Source organism: Streptomyces sp. NPDC000229 (assembly GCF_040300825.1).
GTDB lineage: Bacteria > Actinomycetota > Actinomycetes > Streptomycetales > Streptomycetaceae > Streptomyces.
This window is the reverse complement of record NZ_JBEPEL010000052.1, coordinates 1-18,119: the sequence shown is the minus strand read 5'-3', so window position 1 is coordinate 18,119 and position 18,119 is coordinate 1. Positions and strand designations below refer to the sequence as shown.

Here is an 18,119-nt window from a genome sequence, read left to right as displayed (position 1 = left end):
CCCTCCCCTGACGATGAGTGTCAGAGGCATCTCAGTAGCACTGGTTGTCAGGTACACAACATCCACATGTCGGCCATATGAGTTCCGCGTGCCGGACTCTCCCGTACCCTGCGGCCCCATGAGCGCTGTACGGAGGATCGCGGTGGTGACGGGGGCCGGCTCGGGCATCGGCCGGAGCGTGGCGCTTGCGCTGGCGGAGGACGGCTGGGCCCTGGTGCTGGCCGGCCGCCGCGCGGAGCCCTTGTCGGAGACGGCGGCCCGCGCCGGTACGGACGCCCTCTGCGTCCCGACCGACGTCACGTCGGCCGACGCGGTGACGGCCCTGTTCGCGGCAGCCCGGGACCGCTTCGGCCGGGTGGACCTGCTGTTCAACAACGCGGGGACCTTCGCCGGGGGCGGCACGCCGGTCGAGGACCTGGACCACGAGACGTGGCGCGCGGTCGTCGACGTCAACCTGACGGGCGCGTTCCTGTGCGCGCAGGCGGCGTACCGGCAGATGAAGGAGCAGTCGCCGCAGGGCGGCCGGATCATCAACAACGGCTCCATCTCGGCGCACGTGCCACGGCCCCACTCGATCGCGTACACGGCGACCAAGCACGCCATGACCGGTCTGACGAAGTCACTGTCCCTGGACGGCCGCCCCTACCGCATCGCGTGCGGCCAGATCGACATCGGCAACGCGGCCACGGAGATGACCGAGCGCATGCAGGCGGGCATCCTCCAGGCGAACGGCCGACTGGCGCCCGAACCGGTCATGGACGCGGCGGACGTGGCCCGCACGGTGGCCCACATGGCGGCGCTGCCGCTGGAGGCCAACGTCCAGTTCGCGACGGTGATGGCCACGGCGATGCCCTACATCGGCCGCGGCTGACCCCGCCGGAGGGCCGGGACCCGCTTCACGCCTGGCCCGTCTCGAAGCGGCTCACCTTCCCGTCGTCGCCCACCATGAACCGCCACGCCGTCCGCATCTCGCCCCAGGTGTCGTTGCGGTAGAGGACGACGAGGGCGCGGCCGTCCGCCTGCTCCGACTCGACGTCCATGCGGCCGCCCGAGGAGAAGATCTCCTTCTCGGCCCACTGGTCCAGATCCCGGTCGGAGCCGTCGTCGGACATGGTGGCGCCGGGCGTGAGCGCGGCGGCGAACGCGGCTCGGTCGCCCGCGTTGACGGCGGCGACGAAGGCGCGTACGGCGGCGTCGGTGAGCTGGTCCACGGGGATGGTCACGGTGTCTCCTTCGGTACGGTCACGAGTACGGCGGCGCCTCAGCCGTACACCCCCGTACCCCGCTCCCCGTGGACCTTGCGCCACCCGTGGCGCGTCAGCCCTTCGCCTCGGCGACGTGCGCGAACCACGTTTCCAGGCCCGCTCGGTACCCCGGGCGTCGTCCCGGCACCCCACCCACGCGCCCGAGGTGCGGCTGTGGCGGTTCGACGTCGGGTTCTACAACCTGTTCCTGGCACTCGGGCTGATCGCCGGCTTCGTCGCGCTGCGCCTGGGGCACGTGACCACGGGTCGGCCCCTGATCGTCTACCTCTCCGCCTTCACGATCGGAGGCGGGATCACGCTCTTCGTCTCCGACCCGAAGCTGTGGCGCGGCTCCCTGGGGCAGGCGGTCCCGCCCTGGTGGTCCTGGACGCCGACGTCGTCGGCTAGGGGCCGTCCGGCCACCGCTCGACCGCGCGCGCCACGTCCGCCAGGTCACGCTCCACCGCCTTGGCCACCACCCGGCGCCCCAGGCCGCCCAGCAGCCTGCCGAGCAGCCCGCGCGGCGGGCGGGCGGAGAACGCCATCCGGACCGTGGTCTCCCCCGGCCCCGCCTCCCGCACGGTGAACTCCGAGACGTACGTCGCGCCCCGGGACTCGGCCTCCACCACGTACCGGGACGGGGCCTGGCAGGCGGTCACCCGCATCTCCTCGACGGCCTCCCTGCCGAACATCCGCCGCGTCTCGATCCACCGGGCGCCGGCCTGGAACGGGCCCTCGGTCAGCACCTCCACCCGGGTGACGCCGCTCAGGGTGCCGGGCAGGCCGTGCAGATCGGTGAGCGTCTCCCAGACCCGGTCGCGCGGGGCGGCGATGCGGCGTTCGACGGTGACGACGGTGACCTGTGGTGTGTGGCCCATGCCCGGATTGTCACCTAACCTGCCCCGAGCCGCGCGGCACCGGCCCGGCCGGCAGTCGGCCGTCCCGCGGGCCGAACGTCCGCACCGCCTCGGCGTCCGTGGTGACCGATCGGAGGTAATGGTCCGCCCAGGAACGGCAGTCGTGGTAGCCCGACCCCTTCACCACGTGTTCGACGGCACTGTCGACGTCGAAGCGGGTGTGGCCCAGGTGTACGTGGCCGTCCCGCAACAGCACCCAGGGGCTGCCCGTCCGCCCGTACGGCATGCCGATGCTGCCCACGTTGATCACCAGCCGCTCGTCGACGAGCCGCATGAACGGCATGTGCGTGTGCCCGCACACCACGGTCCGCACATCGTCCGGCAACTCGGCGAAGACCTCCTCCCAACGCTCCAGGCGGGTGTCGACCAGGACGACCTCGTCGTCGTCACGCGGGGTCCCGTGACAGAAGACCACCTTGCCGAACCCGTCGACGTCCAGGGTCACCGGGTGCGGAAGGCTCGCCAGCAATTCCACGTGTTCGTCCTTGAGCTGCTGGGCCGCCCACAGGTCGATCTCCCACGCCTCCTCAGCCACCGGGCCCTCCCCCCTCGCGAGTGACACCAGCTCACGATCGGAGTTGCCGCGCACCAGCACGGCCTTGTCCCCCAGGGCACGCAGCCGGTCGAGTACCTCCACCGGCTGCGGTCCGGCCGCGTGGTCTCCGGTGACGACGATCAGGTCGGCAGCCATGACTTCGGGCTCGTCCAGTACCGCTTCGAGCGCGGGCAGCACGCCGTGAATGTCGGACAGAACAGCGACACTTGCAACCATGGGGTGGCCCTTCCGTGGGGATCGCGTGGTCTACCGGCTGTGCGCGGGTGGCAGAAGGGACGGAGTTCCGTGCCCCCGCTCACCCTGTAGTGCCCGGCCGGCAACGGCCGTAGCGCGCCCAGAAGCAGCACGGACTCCGGGGCGACTCCCGATGCTGCGTACGCTCTTTGGGCGGACCGTACGGAGCTGACCCACGAGAAGGTTCCGGTCGAGCCCCTCCCCCACTGGGCGCGCACTGCGGGCCACCGTGCGTACGAAGGGCCCTGACCTGCGATTCCGCTGGTCAGAAGCCCTGGGGGCAGACGAGTCGGGGTGTACGCCGGGGACAGTCTCCACAGCGCTATGACCTGCACAAACGTGCAAGGAGGGCGCTTTCGTGGCTACCTTGATGGCTACGTAACGAGACGGCCCCGCCCGGGAGCGGTCCGGACGGAGGCTTCGTCATCCTCGGAGTTCAGACGGTCCGCTCGATGTGCTCGAAAATGTCCGAGTCGGTCTCCTGCTGCCAGGCCGGAAGGTCGGCCCAGTCGGCAACTCCCACGAGACGCGCGACCGGATCCGGGAGCGCACCCCGGCCGTCCGAAAGATCGAGCACACCATCGAGTACCTCGACCTGGTCGGCTCCTGCCACGGGTTCGTGGCCACCTTGGGCAGGCTGGTCCCCCAGCTGCGCGGGCAGGAGTTCACCGAGGACGAGCGCGAGACCGTCCGCCGGCAGATCGGCCGGGTCCGTGCCGCGGCGGACTGGCTCGAAGGTGCTCTCGACAACGGCGAGTTCACCCTGGACGAGCAGCTGGTCCAGCTGCTCAAGGGCGAGGAGTAGCCGTGCCGCGGCGCCGGGAGGCGCGGCCGCTGGCCGAGCACTACGGCGACCTGGTCCGCGTCGCTCTGATGGAACCCAGGCCTGCCGGCCTGCATACCTACCAGCTCATCGCCGCCACCCGCCTCACCCGCTCCCAGGTCGGCCGGGGTATCCGGCACGTCCGTGACATCGTCGCCGCCGAGAACCTGACGCCGTTTACCTGGACCCGCAGGGACGGCTACATGTTCTCCGACGACCCCGCCGACTGGATCGAGTACGACAAGCGGCAGTTCCGGCAGATCCTCGGCCGACTCACCCGGGTGATCACGGGCACGCTCGACCCGCACCTGGCCCGCTACCCCGACGACGAATGGGCCCAGCTCGCCACCGCCCAACTCACGGGGGTGCGCGCCACACTCGCCCAACTCGCCAAATAGCCCCCGGTCACCCGTCGATCACCCCTGCCGAGCCCGCGATGCCCACTCCCGCCCGTCGCCGCCGCTACCCCTCCGACACCTCCGTTGCCGAATGGGCCCTGCTGGAGCCCTTGCTGCCGGTCCCGGCCTGCCAGACCAAGACCGGCGGGCACCCGGAGAAGTGGCCACGGCGGGACATCATCGACGGCATCCGCTACATCGTCGACAACGGCGCGAAGTGGCGGGCCTTACCTGCGGATTTCCCACCCTGGGAGACGGTCTACGGGTTTTTCTGGAGGTGGAACCGAGCCGGGGTCATCACCTACATCCGCGACCAGCTCCGCCGTCGGATCCGTACCGGCAAGGGCCGCTGCCCGCGCCCGGTGACACTGATCGTCGACTCCCAGTCGGTCAAGGGCGCCTCCAGCCGCGGCTACGACGCCGCGAAGAAAATCAACGGCCGCAAACGACATATCACCGTGGACACGCTCGGCCTGCCCGTGGTGATCACGGTGACGCCCGCTGACATTCAGGACCGCGACGCCGCCCGCGACGTCTTCTGGCGCCTGCGCCTCACCCAGCCGCAGATCACACAGATCTGGGCCGACCGCGGCTACGCCGGCGAGCTCGTGGACTGGGCCCGCAAACGCCTGTGGCTCAACCTGCACATCGTCCCCCGGCCCAAGGGCACCAAGGGCTTCGTTGTCCTGCCCCGCCGCTGGAAAGTCGAACGCACCATCGGCTGGTGCATGAACGCACTCCGCAACGCACGCGACTACGAACGGCTGCCCCAGCACGCCGAAGCCCACCTGAACTGGGCACTCATCACCCTCATGACCAGGCGGCTGACCGGAAGAAGTCCGTACCCGGTTGGACGAAGAAGCAGACGCCCACTGGCTGAGTCAGCCTATGAGGACGACAAACCTCACACAGTTACCAGATCTCCAAGGTCCCTGACCAGACTTTGTATTGCTCGACGCGATGCAAGATAAGGGGCTGGAGGCGCCGGAAGAAACCGTTCGCGTATCGGTCACGGTACCGCTGGCCGAACGCATCATGAACCCAACTCACGTCACCAGACGCCATTTACAGTCAATCGCAGCCGTCTATTTGGACGCGCTATTCTTGAATAGGGGAGTGATGAAGTTGCTCAGGATGTCGAGCGCCTCAGGCGAGGTTTCGCGCACAATCTTCGGGTCTCGCGCAACTTCAGGAATGCCGTCGTAGAGCTCCGGATCGACCCCTTTCCGTTCAGGCCGAGCGCCGGGAATTTTTTCGTTTAGCTTTTGCGCCGACTCTTCGGCGGACGTGGCTTGACTTCCGGTGCTTCCGAAGATGCTCTTGAAGTCGGCTCCGCCGCAGTGGTTGAGGGCGGAGCCGAGCGGAAGCCCGGCGAGATTCCCACCAGCCGTCCCCGTGCCGTGATGAGTGGTTCCGGTCGCGCGGGCTCCCGTGTTCTGGTTGGCGCAGCTTGTACCGAAGGCGGGGGAGAGGAAATCCCCGACCCCGCCGGCTGAAGCGGGAGCTGCTGTGGCGACGCTGACGCCTGCGGCGATGACGAAACCAAAAGATGTGGCGGTCTTTCGTTTGATCATGTCCGGATAACGACAAACGCGCACGCCAGTCACTCCGACGACCTGCGGGGCGGGTTCAAAAACAGGTTGTCAGAACCGATTACAACCTGCAAAGCAAACTTCCCCCCATTTGAGGACTCAAGGGCGGCGAAGTCATTGCAAATCTGAGATACCAAGGTCCTGCAAAATCTGGCGGAAGTCGATGGCGCTGCCTTCGACCCCCGCAGGGACATCTGCGCCGCCGCATCGGTTGAGGGCACTGCCGAGGGGTAGTCCGGCAACGTTGCCGCCGGCGGTGCCGGTCGTGTGTGTGGTGGATCCTGTCGCGCGTGCTCCATTGTTTAGGTTGGCGCATGCGGTGCCGAAGGCGGGTGAGAGGAAGTCACCGACACCACCCGCCGCTGCGGGGGCGGCTGTCCCGACACCGGTTCCGACGATCGCTGCAGCAACAACAGCAGTGCTCATGGCCTTGTGAGTGCTCATGTTCCGGCGAACGATCGACGACTGCAGCAGTCACCGGTGGGTTGGCACTGTCCCACGGTCAAGAGATTGAGACCGCCAGCGTCGGGTTCAGAAACAGGCACTGAGAGTCGCGCCCAGCCCGCCAACCCGTCGGCCATGGCAGTCATGCCGTCCAGCTTCAGCGCCTGGCGGGCTCCTCGCGGCGCACGAGGGAGGGACCCTAGCACTCCGGCAGACGCTCGGCACGGTGTGAGAACACCCAAGAACGCCTGCGGATACCGGCCACGGTCTCGTATGAACCGTACATGGTCCCGGGAAGGCCACATTGCTCTACTTGAGCCGCCCCCCGGCCGCTCACCTGCCCCGAGGAACCCACATGAGCGTCTTTCGAAAGCCAGATCCGACAAGCGTCGGTTCCTCTGCCGGCGACCGGCCTGCGATCGCCCGGCGACCTCTGCTCGGAGGAGCGGCGGCCCTGTCCCTCGGCCTCCTGGGCTGCACGTCGAGCGGCTCGAAGGAGCAGCCCGTCCCGGCGGGCCGCGCCACCGCCGCAAGCGGCAAGCCACCGCTCGTGAAGGTCCACCTGCTCGGGACCGGGGGGCCCGAGATGTCGACCACCCGCAAGGGGATGTCCACCCTCATCGTGGCCGGCGGGCAGAAGCTGCTGTTCGACGTGGGACGCGGGGCCACGCAGAACATGTACGAATCGCGGATCAACCCCAAGGGCGTCACCAAGGTCTTCCTGACCCACCTCCACAACGACCACTACGAGGACCTGCCGAGCCTGTGGCTGAACCCGTGGTTCATGCTCGGGAGGAAGGAGCAGCTAGAGGTCTGGGGACCTCCCGGAACGGCGGGGATGGTCGCCGGCATGCGGGCGATGTACGCCCACGATCTGGAGCACCGTTCGAACGACCTGTTCAAGAAGTCGTACCTGGACGTCCACGTCCACGAGATACGGCCGGGGGTCGTCTACGACAAGGGCGGCGTCAAGGTCACCGCGTTCACCGTGGAGCACAAGGACGGCAACCCCGCGTACGGCTACCGCTTCGACCACGCGGGGAAGTCCGTGCTGCTCTCCGGGGACACCACGTACCACCGGAACGTCGTCGAGCACGGCAAGGGTGTGGACCTCCTCGTGCACAACGTCATCGCCTTCGACGAGGAGCTGACCCGGTCGGGCAAGCTGAAGGCCGTCGAGGAGAAGCTCACCACGCCCGAGCAGGCGGGGCGGGTGTTCTCGGAGGCGCGGCCGCGGGTGGCCGTGTTCTCGCACATCGCGAAGAAGGGTCTGCACGGCAAGGCGGGCGACGACGTGGTCATGGCGCGGACGAGGAAGGCGGGGTACGACGGCCCGCTCCACATGGGCCTGGACCGCATGACCGTCGAGATCGCCGACGACGTCAGGGTCAGCCCGCCGATCCCCACAGCCGGTCTGCCTGAGCTGGACAGCCCCGACACCAAGCTCTGAGTACGTGGCGACACCCGAACCGCCGGCCGACTGCACGGCCAAAACGGGTGCGGGTGCGGCCGGCAGATGCTCCACCTGGCCGGGCTGTAACAAAACCCCGAGCCCTGCCTCGCCGTTCTGGAGACCGCCTCGGACACCAGGCAAAATGCCAGACCAGGGGCCTCTCCCCAAAGGGGCGGCAGACGAGTCGGGCTGTACGCCGGGTTCTGTGCCCCGGGACCTCGCGGTCGTCGGGGCGACGGCCATCCATCTAGGACCGGCGTTGCCGCCGGCCTCGTGCGGTCTACCCGCGGACTCGGGCGGGCAGCCCTCAAACGTCCGCGCAGGACACCGAGGTGCCCCTCTTGACCTTGCTCCGGGTGGGGTTTACCTAGCTGCCCAGGTCACCCTGGGCACTGGTGGTCTCTTACACCACCGTTTCACCCTTACCGAGGACCGAGGTCCCCGGCGGTCTGCTTTCTGTGGCACTGTCCCGCGGGTCACCCCGGGTGGCCGTTAGCCACCACCCTGCCCTGTGGAGCCCGGACGTTCCTCGGGAAGATCCCCGAAGGGTCTCCACGCGGCCGTCCGCCCGGCTCGTCTGCCGTGCCGCCCATGGTACCCGCACGGCTTCAGAGGAAGTCGGCGGTCTCCAGGTCGAAGCCGAACGGCTCGGGGAGGGCAAGCGGCTTGCCGAACGGAACGGTGACCACCTGACGGTAGTCCTCGCGCTCCGGGTCGCTGAAGAGGGTCACCGAGGACGACTCCCGGTCGACCAGCAGGTACAGCGGGATGCCGCCGCGCGCGTAACAGCGGCGCTTGGTCTCACGGTCCCGCTGCGGCCGGCTGGAGGTCACCTCGACGACGAGTGCCACGCCGTCGCACGGCATCCAGGACTCCGCGCCACGGAAGAGCCTCAGCTCGGCGGGGGCGAAGGTCACGTCCGGGATGACGTGAGTCCTGGGGCAGGTGCCACCGCTCGGCAGCTTGAGGCCCTTGTTGCCGGAGACGTCCATGTCGGTGCGGGAGCGCCTGATCACCTGCCTCACGATCAGGCTGTTGTAGTCCTCGTGGTCCCCGTCCGGCGGCGGCGTCACGACAATCTCCCCCTCGATCAGCTCGGCTCGGAAGCCCTCCGGCGTCTCCAACGCCAGGAAGCCCTCCAGCAGGACATCCGCCTGCGTGAGCGGTTCATGTGCCATGGCAGTCATGTCACGCCCCTTCCTCGGTCGCTCGTCAGACTGGGACATCGCCGGGCCGCCTGTCCGTGAGATGGGAGTCGTTCCCTCGATCGTGGCACATGATCGAGGACGGCCGCGGGATTGCGGTTGACCTTGCCGCAGCGTCAACGTTTCTACTGGCGTCATGCGGATCGGAGAGATCGCCGGCCTCGCCGGCGTCACCACGCGGGCGGTACGCCACTACCACCACCTCGGGCTGCTGCCCGAGCCCCGGCGGCGGGCCAACGGCTACCGGGACTACACGCTGCGCGACGCCGTGCTGCTGGCCCGGATCAGGCGGCTGACCGAGCTCGGGCTCGGGCTCGACGAGGTGCGGGACGTGCTGGCCGATGACGCCGGGCGGGAGCTCGTCGACGTGCTGGAGGAGCTGGACGCCGACCTGGCGCGGCAGCAGGAGGAGATCGGGACGCGCCGGGAGCGGCTCGGGGTGCTGTTGGAGCAGGCCCGGGCGGGGAGGCTGCCCGCCGAGGGGCCGGTGTCGCCGGGGCTGGCGGAGCTGTTCGGGGACATGGCGAGGGCGTCGGCGGCCCTGCCGGGGCCGGAGCCGGTGATGGCCGCGCGGGACCGGGAGATGCTGACCCTGTTGGAGACGGTGGTGCCGGAGGAGGAAGGGGCGCGGCTGCTGGACGCCATGCGGACGATGGCCGAGGCGCCGGGCGCGATGGAGCGGGCGTACGAGGTGTACGCGGCGCTCGACGCGCTCGCGGACGCGGCGGCCGACGACGTACGGGTCGACGAGACCGCGCGGGCGCTGGCCGCGCTGGTCCCGGACGAGGTGGTGCCGGACGACCTGGGTGACCTGGACGGCGGGGGGTTCACCGAGGCGTTCTTCGCGGACTTCTCGGCCGCGCAGGCCGAGGTCGTCCGGCGGGCCCTGCGGATCGCCGCGGAGCGCAGGCGGTGAGGCGGGTGGTGCGGGGCCTGGCGTACGCCCTGCTGCCCGCCGAGGTGGTGCTCGTGGTGTGCCTGGTGGCGGGGGTGCGGATACCGGCGGGCCTGGTGGTGGGGGTGGAGGTCGCGGTGGTCGCCCTGATGGCCGCGGAGGCTCTGCTGTACGTGCGGCTGCGGCGGCGGGGGGTCGGCCGTCGGGAGGCGGTGCACGAGCTGGTGCCGGAGCCGGTCGCGCGGCTGGTGGGGCATGAGCTGCGGCTGATGGTGAGTCTGGTGCGGTGGGTGGCGCGGCGGCCGCACGGGGTCGGGCGGGCGGGCGTCCGGACGTTCGGGCACGCGCGGGACCAGGCCGCGTACATGTACGGGTTCGCGTTCGTGTGCGTGGTGGAGACGGTCGGCATGTCGTACCTGCTGGCGTCGTGGCCGGTCGTCCACGCCGTCTTCCTGGTGCTGGACGTCTACACGGTGCTGTTCGTGCTGGGGCTGCACGCGGCGTCCGTGACGCGGCCGCATCTGGTGGACGGGGCCGCGCTGCGGGTGCGGCAGGGGGCGCACGTGGATGTGGTGATACCGCTGGAGCGGATCAGCGCGGTACGGCACGAGCTGCTGTTCTCGCACCCGAAGGAGGAAGGGGTGCTCAATCTGGCGGTCGCCTCGCAGACGTCCGTCACCATCGAGCTGAGCGGGCCCGTCACCGCCGTACGGCTGCTGGGGCAGCGGTGTCCGGTGCGGGTGGTGCGCTGTCACGCCGATGACGCGCGGGCCTTCGTGGCCGCTGTCAGGCGGGCGCGAACACTGCCTTCTCCCGCCCCGGATCGGCTCGGGTGAGCCGTACGCGCAGCCGCTCCCCCAGCGAGAGCGGGCTCGTGCCGCCCTCCACGCGGGCCACGACCGCCGGCTCCTCCAGGTGGACGGTGCCGACCGCCGGGTTCCGGTCGTGCACGTCGACGACGTACGCCTCGAACACCTCCCCCACCCGGTCCTTCAGCAGCGCGGCCTCCACGATGTCGACGCACTCGCGCTCGACCGTGTTGGCCCGGCGTGACCCCTCCGCCATCCGCTGCGGGAGGGCGGGCAGGGCCGCCCGTACCCACTCCGGGGGCTCCTCGCCGGCGACGGCGGCGAGGCACAGCTCGCCGGCGTACCGGTCGACGAGGCGGCGCAGTGGGGCGGTGCAGTGCGTGTACTCGTCGGCGACGGCGGCGTGGACGGCCGGCACGGGGGCGTTGCCGTCGGTGAAGACGGTGTAGCCGGCGCCGCGCAGAAGCGTGGTGCAGTCCTGGAGAAAGGCCGCGTGCCGGGTGTGGTGCGGATCGAGGGAGCGGACGAGGGCGGCGTACGAGACGTGGTGCGGCCAGTCGATGCCGAGGGCCTTCGCGGAGCGCCGCAGCCGGGCGACGGCACCGTCGGGGGCGGTGGGAAGGGTGCGGAGGATGCCGGTGCCGGTGGCGGTCATCAGGTCGGCCGCGGCCGCGCCGGTGAGCAGGGAGATCTGGGCGTTCCAGGCGTCGGCGGGTCGGGGGGCGCGGTACTCCAGGTGGTAGCGGCCGTCCCTCTCGACGATCTCCTGTTCGGGGACGTTGAGGGAGATCCCGCCGCGTTCGACCTCCAGCCGCTCGCGGAGGGTGCCGATCTCGCGGAGGAGCGTCAGCGGCTCCTCGGCGGTGCCGGCGTCGAGCCGCTGCTGGACGCCCGCGTAGTCGAGCCGGGCCCGGCTGCGGACGAGAGCGCGTTGCACGTCGGTGGCCGCGCGGCGGCCGTCCGCGTCGAGGTCGATGCGCCAGAGCAGGGCGGGTGCGGTCTGGCCGGGGAGGAGGCTGGCGGCGCCTTCCGAGATGACGGCGGGGTGGAGCGGGATGCGGCCGTCGGGGAAGTAGAGGGTCTGGACCCGGCGGTGGGCCTCGTCGTCGACCGCGCCGCCGGGTGTGACGAAGGCGGCGACGTCGGCGATGGCGTAGTGGACGCGGTAGCCGCCGTCGCCGCGGCGCGCGAGGTGCATGGCCTGGTCGAGGTCGGTGGAGCCGGGCGGGTCGATGGTGAAGAAGGGGATGTCGGTCGCGTCCCGCGCCGGGAGCCGCGGGGCCCTCACGGCGGCCTCGGCCTCGGCGAGGACGGCGGGCGGGAAGGCGTCGGGGACGTCGAGCTGGGTACGCAGCGCGCGCAGGGCGGCCCTCAGGGGCGCCTCGGCCGCGCCGGTCACATGCATCTGGCGGCGGGGCATGGGTCGAGCGTATGGCACCCGGGCACCGGGCGGCACTTCGTACGCGGCGGTGCCCGGGTGCCCCGCGGGGCTTCGTACGGCGCGGCGCTTTGCACACTGCGGGGCTTCGTACGGCGGGGCGCTTCGCACACTGCGGAGCTTTGTACGCTGCGGGGCTTCGTACGGTGCGGCGCTTCGCACACTGCGGAGCTTTGTACGCTGCGGGGCTTCGTACGGTGCGGCGCTTCGCACACTGCGGAGCTTTGTACGCTGGCGCGGGGCCGCATCCCCGTTTTCGTACGTACCGAAGGAGAACCACCGTGCTCGTGCTGTTGCCGCCCTCGGAAGGAAAGGCCGCATCGGGGAGCGGCGCACCCCTGGAGCCGGGTTCCCTGTCCCTGCCGGGCCTCGCGGCGGCGCGGGCGACCGTGCTGGAGGAGCTGGTGGAGCTGTGCGCCGCCGACGAGGAGAAAGCGCGGGAGGTCCTCGGGCTGAGCGAGGGGCTGCGTGGCGAGGTGGCGAAGAACGCCGGGCTGCGGACGGCGGGGGCGCGGCCCGCCGGGGAGATCTACACGGGCGTGCTGTACGACGCGCTGGGCCTGGCGACGCTGGACGCGGCGGCACGGGAGCGGGCGCGCGGGTCGCTGCTGGTGTTCTCCGGACTGTGGGGCGCGGTGCGGGTGGACGACCGGATCCCGTCGTACCGCTGCTCGATGGGCGTGAAGCTGCCGGGCCTGGGCGCGCTGGGTGCGTACTGGCGCACGCCCATGGCGGAGGTCATGCCGGAGGCGGCCGGGGACGGGCTGGTCCTGGACCTGCGGTCGGCGGCGTACGCGACGGCCTGGAAGCCGAAGGGCGAGGTCGCGGCGCGGACGGCGACGGTGCGGGTGCTGCACGCGCCGACGCGGAAGGTGGTCAGCCACTTCAACAAGGCGACCAAGGGACGGATCGTACGGAGCCTGCTGGAGGCGGGAGCGGCGCCCGGGTCGCCGGAGGAACTGGTCGAGGCGCTGCGGGACCTGGGGTACGAGGTGGAGACGCCGGCGGCGGGGAAGCTGGACGTGCTGGTGGACGAGATCCACTGAGCACCCCTTCGTTGCACTCCGCGCAACGTTCGTTGCCGGTCGTGCGGCACCCGGGCAGGATGGGCGCATGTCTTCCGCCCCGTCCGTGCTGGGCCACGCCCCCGTCCTGCCCGTCGTCGTCGTCGAGGACGCCGCCGACGCCGTACCGCTGGCGCGTGCGCTGGTCGCGGGCGGGCTCCCGGCGATCGAGGTGACGCTGCGGACCCCTGCCGCGCTCGACGCCATCCGGGCGATCGCGGCGGAGGTCCCGGACGCCGTGGTCGGCGCGGGCACGGTCGTGTCGGCGCGGACCGTGCCGGACGCGGTGGGCGCGGGAGCCCGGTTCCTGGTGAGCCCCGGCTGGACGGGCGGGCTGCTGGACGCCATGGAGGCGTCGGGCGTGCCGTTCCTCCCGGGCGTCTCGACGGCCTCGGACGTCGTGGCGCTGCTGGAGCGCGGGGTGAGCGAGATGAAGTTCTTCCCGGCGGAGGCGGCGGGCGGTACCGCGTACCTGAAGTCACTGGCCGGTCCGCTGCCGCAGGCCCGGTTCTGCCCGACGGGCGGCATCTCCGTCACCTCGGCCCCGTCCTACCTGGACCTGCCGAACGTGGGTTGTGTCGGCGGCACGTGGATGCTGCCGGGCGACGCGATCGCGGGCCGCGACTGGGCGCGGGTGGAGTCACTGGCCCGGGAGGCGTCGGCGCTGCGGGGCTGACACCCGGTCCCCTGCGGGACACCGGCCTACGGGGTGAGCGCCTCCACCAGCCACGCGAACGCGCCGATGCCCGCGACGGTGGTCCCGATGAACGCGAGGCTGAGGGCGAGGACCGGCAGGGCGAGGGCCGGCACCGCGCAGGAGCGCCCCCGGGCAGCCTCCGCCTCCGTCTCCGCCTCGTAGTCGTCGTCCCGGATGCCCACGTCAGGCGAAGGCGAAGACGATGTCGACGTGGTCGGCCACCGGGCGGTAGCCGAGGCGCTGGTAAAGCGCCGTGCTGGTGGGGTTGGCGGCATCGGCGAACAGCACCACCTGCCGTGCGCCCGCGTCCAGCGCGGCGCGGCTGACGGCGGCGGTCACGGACCCGGCGTACCCGCGACCGCGCAGTTCGGGCGGCGTGTAGACGGGCGCGACGCGGGACTGTCCGGCGACGAGCGGCGAGTGGGCCGCCATCGAGACGGGCCGACCGTCCGCCTCCCACACGTACAGGCCGCCGTCGGCGACGCGGCGCTCGGCGTTCGCCGTGTGGTCGGTGGCCGGGGCCACGCCGATGTCAGCGGCGAAGGCGCGCATCCAGGTGGCGGCGAGCGGTATGTCGTCGGCGGTGGCCCGCCGCGCGGTGCCCGGCGGCGCGGGCCGGGGCGGTGCGAGCTCGCCGAGCCGGAACAGTCGGCTGCGGCGGGTGACCGCCCAGGACTCCCCCGGCGCCGTCCACGCCTCGGCGAACGCCCGCGCGGGCGCCTCGCCGCCCTTCACGCCCTCGATGGGCGTCCCGCGCAGGGCCTCGGCGAGCTGCCGGGCGGCCTCGTCCGGCATGGGTCCCAGCAGCGGCGCCCGGGGCGGGGTCTGGACGACCACCGCCTCGACGGGTCCACCGGCGGTGCGGCGCCAGAAGCCGAACCAGGCGTCCTCGGTCCCCAGCGCCCGGGGGCCGTGGCGCCGCACCGTCTCCGCGACGGTGAGCGGCACGGTGTTGCCGGCCGGGTCGGCTTCGAGGTGAGGGGCGGCCGCGCGGCGGAACTCCTCGACGTCGTGGGTGAGTTGCCAGCTCATGGCTCTCGCGGCTCTCAGCGGCTCTCAGCGGCTCTCAGCGGAGGTGGGACGTGTCGTTCAGGAGGCGGACCGAGGCGTTGCCGTCCTTGTAGTACGCCACCGCCGAGAGCGAGGCCGCGGACAGCTCCATGCGGAACAGGGACTCCGGCGGGGCGCCCAGGGCCAGGCGGATCAGCGTCTTGATGGGCGTGACGTGCGTGACCAGCAGGACGGTACGGCCCGCGTGGCGGGCGGTCAGCTGGTCACGGGTCGCCGCGACCCGGCGCGCGACGGCCGCGAAGGACTCGCCGCCCGTGGGGGCGGCCTTCGGGGAGGCCAGCCAGGCCTCCAGGTCGTCCGGGTGGCGCTCCTGGACCTCCGCGAACGTCAGGCCCTCCCAGGCGCCGAAGTCCGTCTCCCGGAGACCGTCCTCGATACGGACGTCGAGGCCGAGGCGGGCCGCGACCGTCGCGGCGGTCTGCCGGCACCGCGCCAGCGGAGAGGAGACGATCTCCTGGACCGTGCCGCGTGCCGCCAGGACGGCCGCGACCGCGTCCGCCTGCCGCCGGCCCACCGGGGACAGGTCGGGATCGCTGCCACCGCTGCCCGAGAAACGCTTCTCCGGCGTGAGCGCGGTCTCGCCGTGCCGCAGCAGCACGAACGTGGCCGGCGCCCCCAGGTCCGCCGCGGCCGCCCAGCCGACGGGCGGGGTGGCGGTCGTCGTGGTCGCCGCGCTCCGGCTCACCGCCGCGGCGACGCCCACCTCACTGAGCGCGTCGCCCCCGGCGGGTGCCGTGGCCGTGCGGGTGGGTGCGGTACCGGCGGGCTCCGCGGTCGTGGCCGCGAGAGCCGCACGGGCCTTCGCCGCGCCCGCCGCCGCGTCACCGACCACACGGGCCGCGCCCGCGTCGAGAGCGCCGGCGCGGGCACCGGCGTCCAGGGCGGCCGTCGACATGGACGGCTGCCACTGCTTGCCGCGCTTGCCGGCGTCCATCGCCTCGTTGGCGAGCCGGTCCGCGTGCTTGTTCCGCTCGCGCGGGATCCACTCGTACGTCACCTGCGACGGCGGGAAGATCCGTGCCGCCTCCGCCGCCAGCGGCTTCATGTCCGGGTGCTTGATCTTCCAGCGCCCCGACATCTGCTCGACCACCAGCTTGGAGTCCATCCGGACCCGGACCGTCGCGTCGGGCGCCAGCTCCCGCGCCGCCTTCAGACCCGCCACCAGGCCCTTGTACTCGGCGACGTTGTTCGTGGCGACGCCGATGTACTCGGCCGCCTCCACCAACGGCTCCCCCGACACCGGGTCCAGGACCACCGCCCCGTACCCCGCCGGCCCCGGGTTCCCCCGGGAGCCGCCGTCGGCCTCGACGATCAGTTCCCGCACGGCAGTCATTACAGGCCCGACTCCGACGTACGCACCAGGATGCGGCGGCAGTTCTCGCAGCGCAGGACCGTGTCGGGCGCCGCCGCGCGGACGTCGTTCACCTCGGTGATGTTCAGCTCGATGTGGCAGCCCTCGCAGCGGCGCTGGAACAGGCGCGCCGCGCCGACCCCACCCTGCTGCTCGCGGATCTTCTCGTACAGCTTCATCAGGTCGGCGGGAACGGAACCGGCCACGAGCTCGCGCTCCTTGGCGACGGACGCGGCCTCGCTGCCCAGTTCCTGCTCCGCGGCGTCCCGCCGGGCAACCGCGTCGTCGGCCTTCGCCTGGACGGAGGAGACCCGCTCGGTCAGCTCGGCGACCCGCTCCTGCGCGGATTCGCGGCGCTCCATGACCTCCAGGACGATGTCCTCGAGGTCGCCCTGGCGCTTGGCCAGCGAGACGATCTCCTTCTGGAGGTTCTCCAGGTCCTTGGGGGACGAGACGGCCCCGGAGTCCAGCCGCTGCTGGTCGCGGACGGCACGCTGACGCACCTGCTCGACGTCCTGCTCCGCCTTGGTCTGCTCGCGGGCGCAGTCGCTCTCCTCGGTCTGCGCGGCGACGAGCAGGTCGCGCAGCTGGGTGAGGTCCTTGTTCAGCGACTCGATCTCGGCGTGCTCGGGCAGGGACCTGCGCTTGTGGGCGAGCTGCGACAGGCGTACGTCGAGGGACTGGACGTCGAGGAGTCGGATCTGGTCGGCGGGCGCGGCGTTCAGTTGGGGGCTCCAGAAGAAGAGTGGTGGGACCACGGGTCGGTGACCGTCCTCGACACATGGACCCGCAGGTCCCAGCCGTGGCGGTCGGAAATCTCGTCGAGCTGGGCGGCGGCCAGCTCGCACCAGGGCCACTCGGTGGCCCAGTGAGCGGCGTCGACCAGCCCGAGCGGAGTCTGCTGTGTGGCCTCGGAGGCCGGGTGGTGGCGCAGGTCGGCGGTGAGGAACGCGTCCACGCCCGCCGCGCGCACGGCGTCGAAGAGGCTGTCGCCGGAGCCGCCGCTGACGGCGACGGTACGGACGGTGGCGTCGAGGTCGCCCGCGACGCGGATGCCCTGCGCGGTGGCGGGCAGCCGCTCGGCGGCGCGGGCGGCGAACTCGCGCAGCGTCTCGGGCGGATCGATCTCGCAGATCCGGCCGAGGCCGTTCTCGGGTACGAGGGGCCCGGTGACGCGCAGGTCGAGGGCGCCGGCGAGGGCGTCGGAGACGCCGGGCTCGGCGGTGTCGGCGTTGGTGTGCGCGACGTGCAGCGCAATGTCGTTCTTGATGAGCGTGTGGACGACGCGGCCCTTGAAGTGGCCGACCGCGACCGTCGTCGTACCGCGCAGGTAGAGCGGGTGGTGGGTGACGATCAGGTCGGCGCCGAGCGTGATCGCCTCGTCGGCGATCTCCTGTACGGGGTCGACGGCGAACAGCACGCGCGTGACCTCGGCGTCGGGGTCGCCGCAGACCGTGCCGACGGCGTCCCACTGTTCGGCCCGCTCGGGCGGCCAGAGGGCGTCGAGCTCGGCGATGACTTCAGACAGACGGGGCACGGAGGAAAGGCTACCTGCCCTGCGCTCGGCCCCGCGCCGGGCGGAGTGGCCCCGGCCGGGCACGACACCGCCACCCCCGTCCGGCGCCCCACGGCCGGGCTCCGGGCCCCACCGACGGCCGGCCCCCGGCCGCCGCCGCTCCGATGCCGGCCGTCCCGTCACCGCGGGAGACCCGGAGCCCGCTCGGGGCGGTGCCCCGGTGCTGCCGGGAACCCGGGGGCTCCGGCCTGATGTCCCTCACTTCCGAGGCCGGGAGCCCGCCTCGGTCACCGCGGACCCGGGGGCGCACTTCGGCCCGGCCGTCCTGCCGCTTCCCTGGCCCCGCAGCGCCGAGCCCGCCTCGGTCACCGCGGACCCGGGGGCGCACTTCGGCCCGGCCGTCCTGCCGCTT

The 18,119-nt window shown here is 71.8% G+C and carries 20 protein-coding genes, 1 other RNA gene and 2 pseudogenes; 10 read left to right on the top strand and 13 right to left on the bottom strand.

The window, feature by feature from the left end:
• Positions 1 to 118: 118 nt before the first annotated feature.
• Positions 119 to 871, top strand: coding sequence for an SDR family oxidoreductase (locus tag ABT360_RS23340; RefSeq protein WP_351819720.1), 753 nt, complete (start codon positions 119 to 121; stop codon positions 869 to 871).
• Positions 872 to 896: 25 nt separating this feature from the next.
• Here ABT360_RS23340 and ABT360_RS23335 read toward each other — a convergent pair whose 3' ends face one another.
• Positions 897 to 1,223: a nuclear transport factor 2 family protein gene (locus ABT360_RS23335; RefSeq protein ID WP_351819717.1), complete on the bottom strand. Its 327-nt coding sequence runs from the start codon at positions 1,221 to 1,223 to the stop codon at positions 897 to 899.
• On the opposite strand from ABT360_RS23335, the pseudogene ABT360_RS23330 reads away from it, so the two are divergent.
• Positions 1,111 to 1,611: pseudogene (locus ABT360_RS23330) on the top strand (DUF1304 family protein); the annotation flags it as partial. The gene ABT360_RS23335 and the pseudogene ABT360_RS23330 overlap by 113 nt on opposite strands.
• A 37-nt stretch (positions 1,612 to 1,648) precedes the next feature.
• On the opposite strand, the gene ABT360_RS23325 reads toward ABT360_RS23330, so the two are convergent.
• Both ABT360_RS23325 and ABT360_RS23320 read right to left on the bottom strand, forming a co-directional pair.
• The gene (locus ABT360_RS23325; RefSeq protein WP_351819714.1) at positions 1,649 to 2,122 is read right to left on the bottom strand and encodes an SRPBCC family protein; all 474 of its coding nucleotides are present in this window, start codon (positions 2,120 to 2,122) and stop codon (positions 1,649 to 1,651) included.
• Between the two features lie 10 nt (positions 2,123 to 2,132).
• Positions 2,133 to 2,933 carry a metallophosphoesterase family protein gene (locus ABT360_RS23320; protein WP_351819711.1) on the bottom strand — a complete coding sequence of 267 codons (801 nt, stop codon included), beginning with the start codon at positions 2,931 to 2,933 and terminating at the stop codon, positions 2,133 to 2,135.
• A 472-nt stretch (positions 2,934 to 3,405) separates the two neighbouring features.
• On the opposite strand from ABT360_RS23320, the gene ABT360_RS23315 reads away from it, so the two are divergent.
• From ABT360_RS23315 to ABT360_RS23305, 3 genes and pseudogenes are all read left to right on the top strand, one after another.
• Positions 3,406 to 3,756, top strand: a complete 351-nt coding sequence (locus ABT360_RS23315) for a DUF6192 family protein (RefSeq protein ID WP_351819708.1) — start codon at positions 3,406 to 3,408, stop codon at positions 3,754 to 3,756.
• A 2-nt stretch (positions 3,757 to 3,758) separates the two neighbouring features.
• Positions 3,759 to 4,172: a hypothetical protein gene (locus ABT360_RS23310; RefSeq protein ID WP_351819705.1), complete on the top strand. Its 414-nt coding sequence runs from the start codon at positions 3,759 to 3,761 to the stop codon at positions 4,170 to 4,172.
• A gap of 38 nt (positions 4,173 to 4,210) precedes the next feature.
• Positions 4,211 to 5,046 (top strand): annotated as a pseudogene (locus ABT360_RS23305) (IS5 family transposase); the annotation flags it as partial.
• 211 nt (positions 5,047 to 5,257) lie between these two features.
• Here the strand turns inward: ABT360_RS23305 and ABT360_RS23300 are convergent.
• Positions 5,258 to 5,746, bottom strand: a complete 489-nt coding sequence (locus tag ABT360_RS23300; RefSeq protein ID WP_351819700.1) for a hypothetical protein — start codon at positions 5,744 to 5,746, stop codon at positions 5,258 to 5,260.
• 132 nt (positions 5,747 to 5,878) lie between these two features.
• Positions 5,879 to 6,208 carry a hypothetical protein gene (locus ABT360_RS23295; RefSeq protein WP_351819697.1) on the bottom strand — a complete coding sequence of 110 codons (330 nt, stop codon included), beginning with the start codon at positions 6,206 to 6,208 and terminating at the stop codon, positions 5,879 to 5,881.
• A gap of 355 nt (positions 6,209 to 6,563) precedes the next feature.
• Here ABT360_RS23295 and ABT360_RS23290 point away from each other — a divergent pair, with 355 nt between their 5' ends.
• Complete coding sequence (locus ABT360_RS23290) at positions 6,564 to 7,658, top strand: MBL fold metallo-hydrolase (RefSeq protein WP_351819694.1); 1,095 nt, start codon at positions 6,564 to 6,566, stop codon at positions 7,656 to 7,658.
• Positions 7,659 to 7,837: 179 nt separating this feature from the next.
• Here the strand turns inward: ABT360_RS23290 and rnpB are convergent.
• Positions 7,838 to 8,237: RNase P RNA component class A (gene rnpB / locus ABT360_RS23285), an RNA gene on the bottom strand.
• A 32-nt stretch (positions 8,238 to 8,269) separates the two neighbouring features.
• Positions 8,270 to 8,848, bottom strand: coding sequence for a Uma2 family endonuclease (locus tag ABT360_RS23280; protein ID WP_351819692.1), 579 nt, complete (start codon positions 8,846 to 8,848; stop codon positions 8,270 to 8,272).
• Between the two features lie 154 nt (positions 8,849 to 9,002).
• On the opposite strand from ABT360_RS23280, the gene ABT360_RS23275 reads away from it, so the two are divergent.
• Positions 9,003 to 9,782: a MerR family transcriptional regulator gene (locus ABT360_RS23275; protein WP_351819689.1), complete on the top strand. Its 780-nt coding sequence runs from the start codon at positions 9,003 to 9,005 to the stop codon at positions 9,780 to 9,782.
• Complete coding sequence (locus ABT360_RS23270) at positions 9,779 to 10,597, top strand: hypothetical protein (RefSeq protein WP_351819686.1); 819 nt, start codon at positions 9,779 to 9,781, stop codon at positions 10,595 to 10,597. The genes ABT360_RS23275 and ABT360_RS23270 overlap by 4 nt, the downstream gene beginning before the upstream one ends.
• Here the strand turns inward: ABT360_RS23270 and ABT360_RS23265 are convergent.
• The gene (locus tag ABT360_RS23265) at positions 10,548 to 11,990 is read right to left on the bottom strand and encodes an RNB domain-containing ribonuclease (protein WP_351819683.1); all 1,443 of its coding nucleotides are present in this window, start codon (positions 11,988 to 11,990) and stop codon (positions 10,548 to 10,550) included. The genes ABT360_RS23270 and ABT360_RS23265 overlap by 50 nt on opposite strands.
• Positions 11,991 to 12,289: 299 nt before the next feature.
• Here ABT360_RS23265 and yaaA point away from each other — a divergent pair, with 299 nt between their 5' ends.
• The gene (yaaA, locus tag ABT360_RS23260; RefSeq protein ID WP_351819680.1) at positions 12,290 to 13,054 is read left to right on the top strand and encodes a peroxide stress protein YaaA; all 765 of its coding nucleotides are present in this window, start codon (positions 12,290 to 12,292) and stop codon (positions 13,052 to 13,054) included.
• Positions 13,055 to 13,121: 67 nt separating this feature from the next.
• Positions 13,122 to 13,748, top strand: coding sequence for a bifunctional 4-hydroxy-2-oxoglutarate aldolase/2-dehydro-3-deoxy-phosphogluconate aldolase (eda, locus tag ABT360_RS23255; RefSeq protein ID WP_351819677.1), 627 nt, complete (start codon positions 13,122 to 13,124; stop codon positions 13,746 to 13,748).
• Between the two features lie 26 nt (positions 13,749 to 13,774).
• On the opposite strand, the gene ABT360_RS23250 is transcribed toward eda, so the two are convergent.
• From ABT360_RS23250 to ABT360_RS23230, 5 genes are read right to left on the bottom strand one after another with little or no spacing between them, the layout of a single operon-like run.
• Positions 13,775 to 13,951 carry a hypothetical protein gene (locus ABT360_RS23250; RefSeq protein WP_351819674.1) on the bottom strand — a complete coding sequence of 59 codons (177 nt, stop codon included), beginning with the start codon at positions 13,949 to 13,951 and terminating at the stop codon, positions 13,775 to 13,777.
• Between the two features lies 1 nt (position 13,952).
• Positions 13,953 to 14,801 carry a GNAT family N-acetyltransferase gene (locus ABT360_RS23245; protein ID WP_351819671.1) on the bottom strand — a complete coding sequence of 283 codons (849 nt, stop codon included), beginning with the start codon at positions 14,799 to 14,801 and terminating at the stop codon, positions 13,953 to 13,955.
• A gap of 34 nt (positions 14,802 to 14,835) precedes the next feature.
• Entirely contained in the window at positions 14,836 to 16,173 is a 1,338-nt protein-coding gene (locus tag ABT360_RS23240) for a bifunctional RNase H/acid phosphatase (RefSeq protein WP_351819668.1), read from the bottom strand.
• Positions 16,173 to 16,916 (bottom strand): zinc ribbon domain-containing protein, encoded by a 744-nt coding sequence (locus ABT360_RS23235; protein ID WP_351819810.1) that lies wholly within the window; start codon positions 16,914 to 16,916, stop codon positions 16,173 to 16,175. Before ABT360_RS23235 ends, ABT360_RS23240 begins: the two co-directional genes overlap by 1 nt.
• Entirely contained in the window at positions 16,913 to 17,728 is an 816-nt protein-coding gene (locus ABT360_RS23230; RefSeq protein ID WP_351819666.1) for a Nif3-like dinuclear metal center hexameric protein, read from the bottom strand. Before ABT360_RS23230 ends, ABT360_RS23235 begins: the two co-directional genes overlap by 4 nt.
• Positions 17,729 to 18,119: the final 391 nt, after the last annotated feature.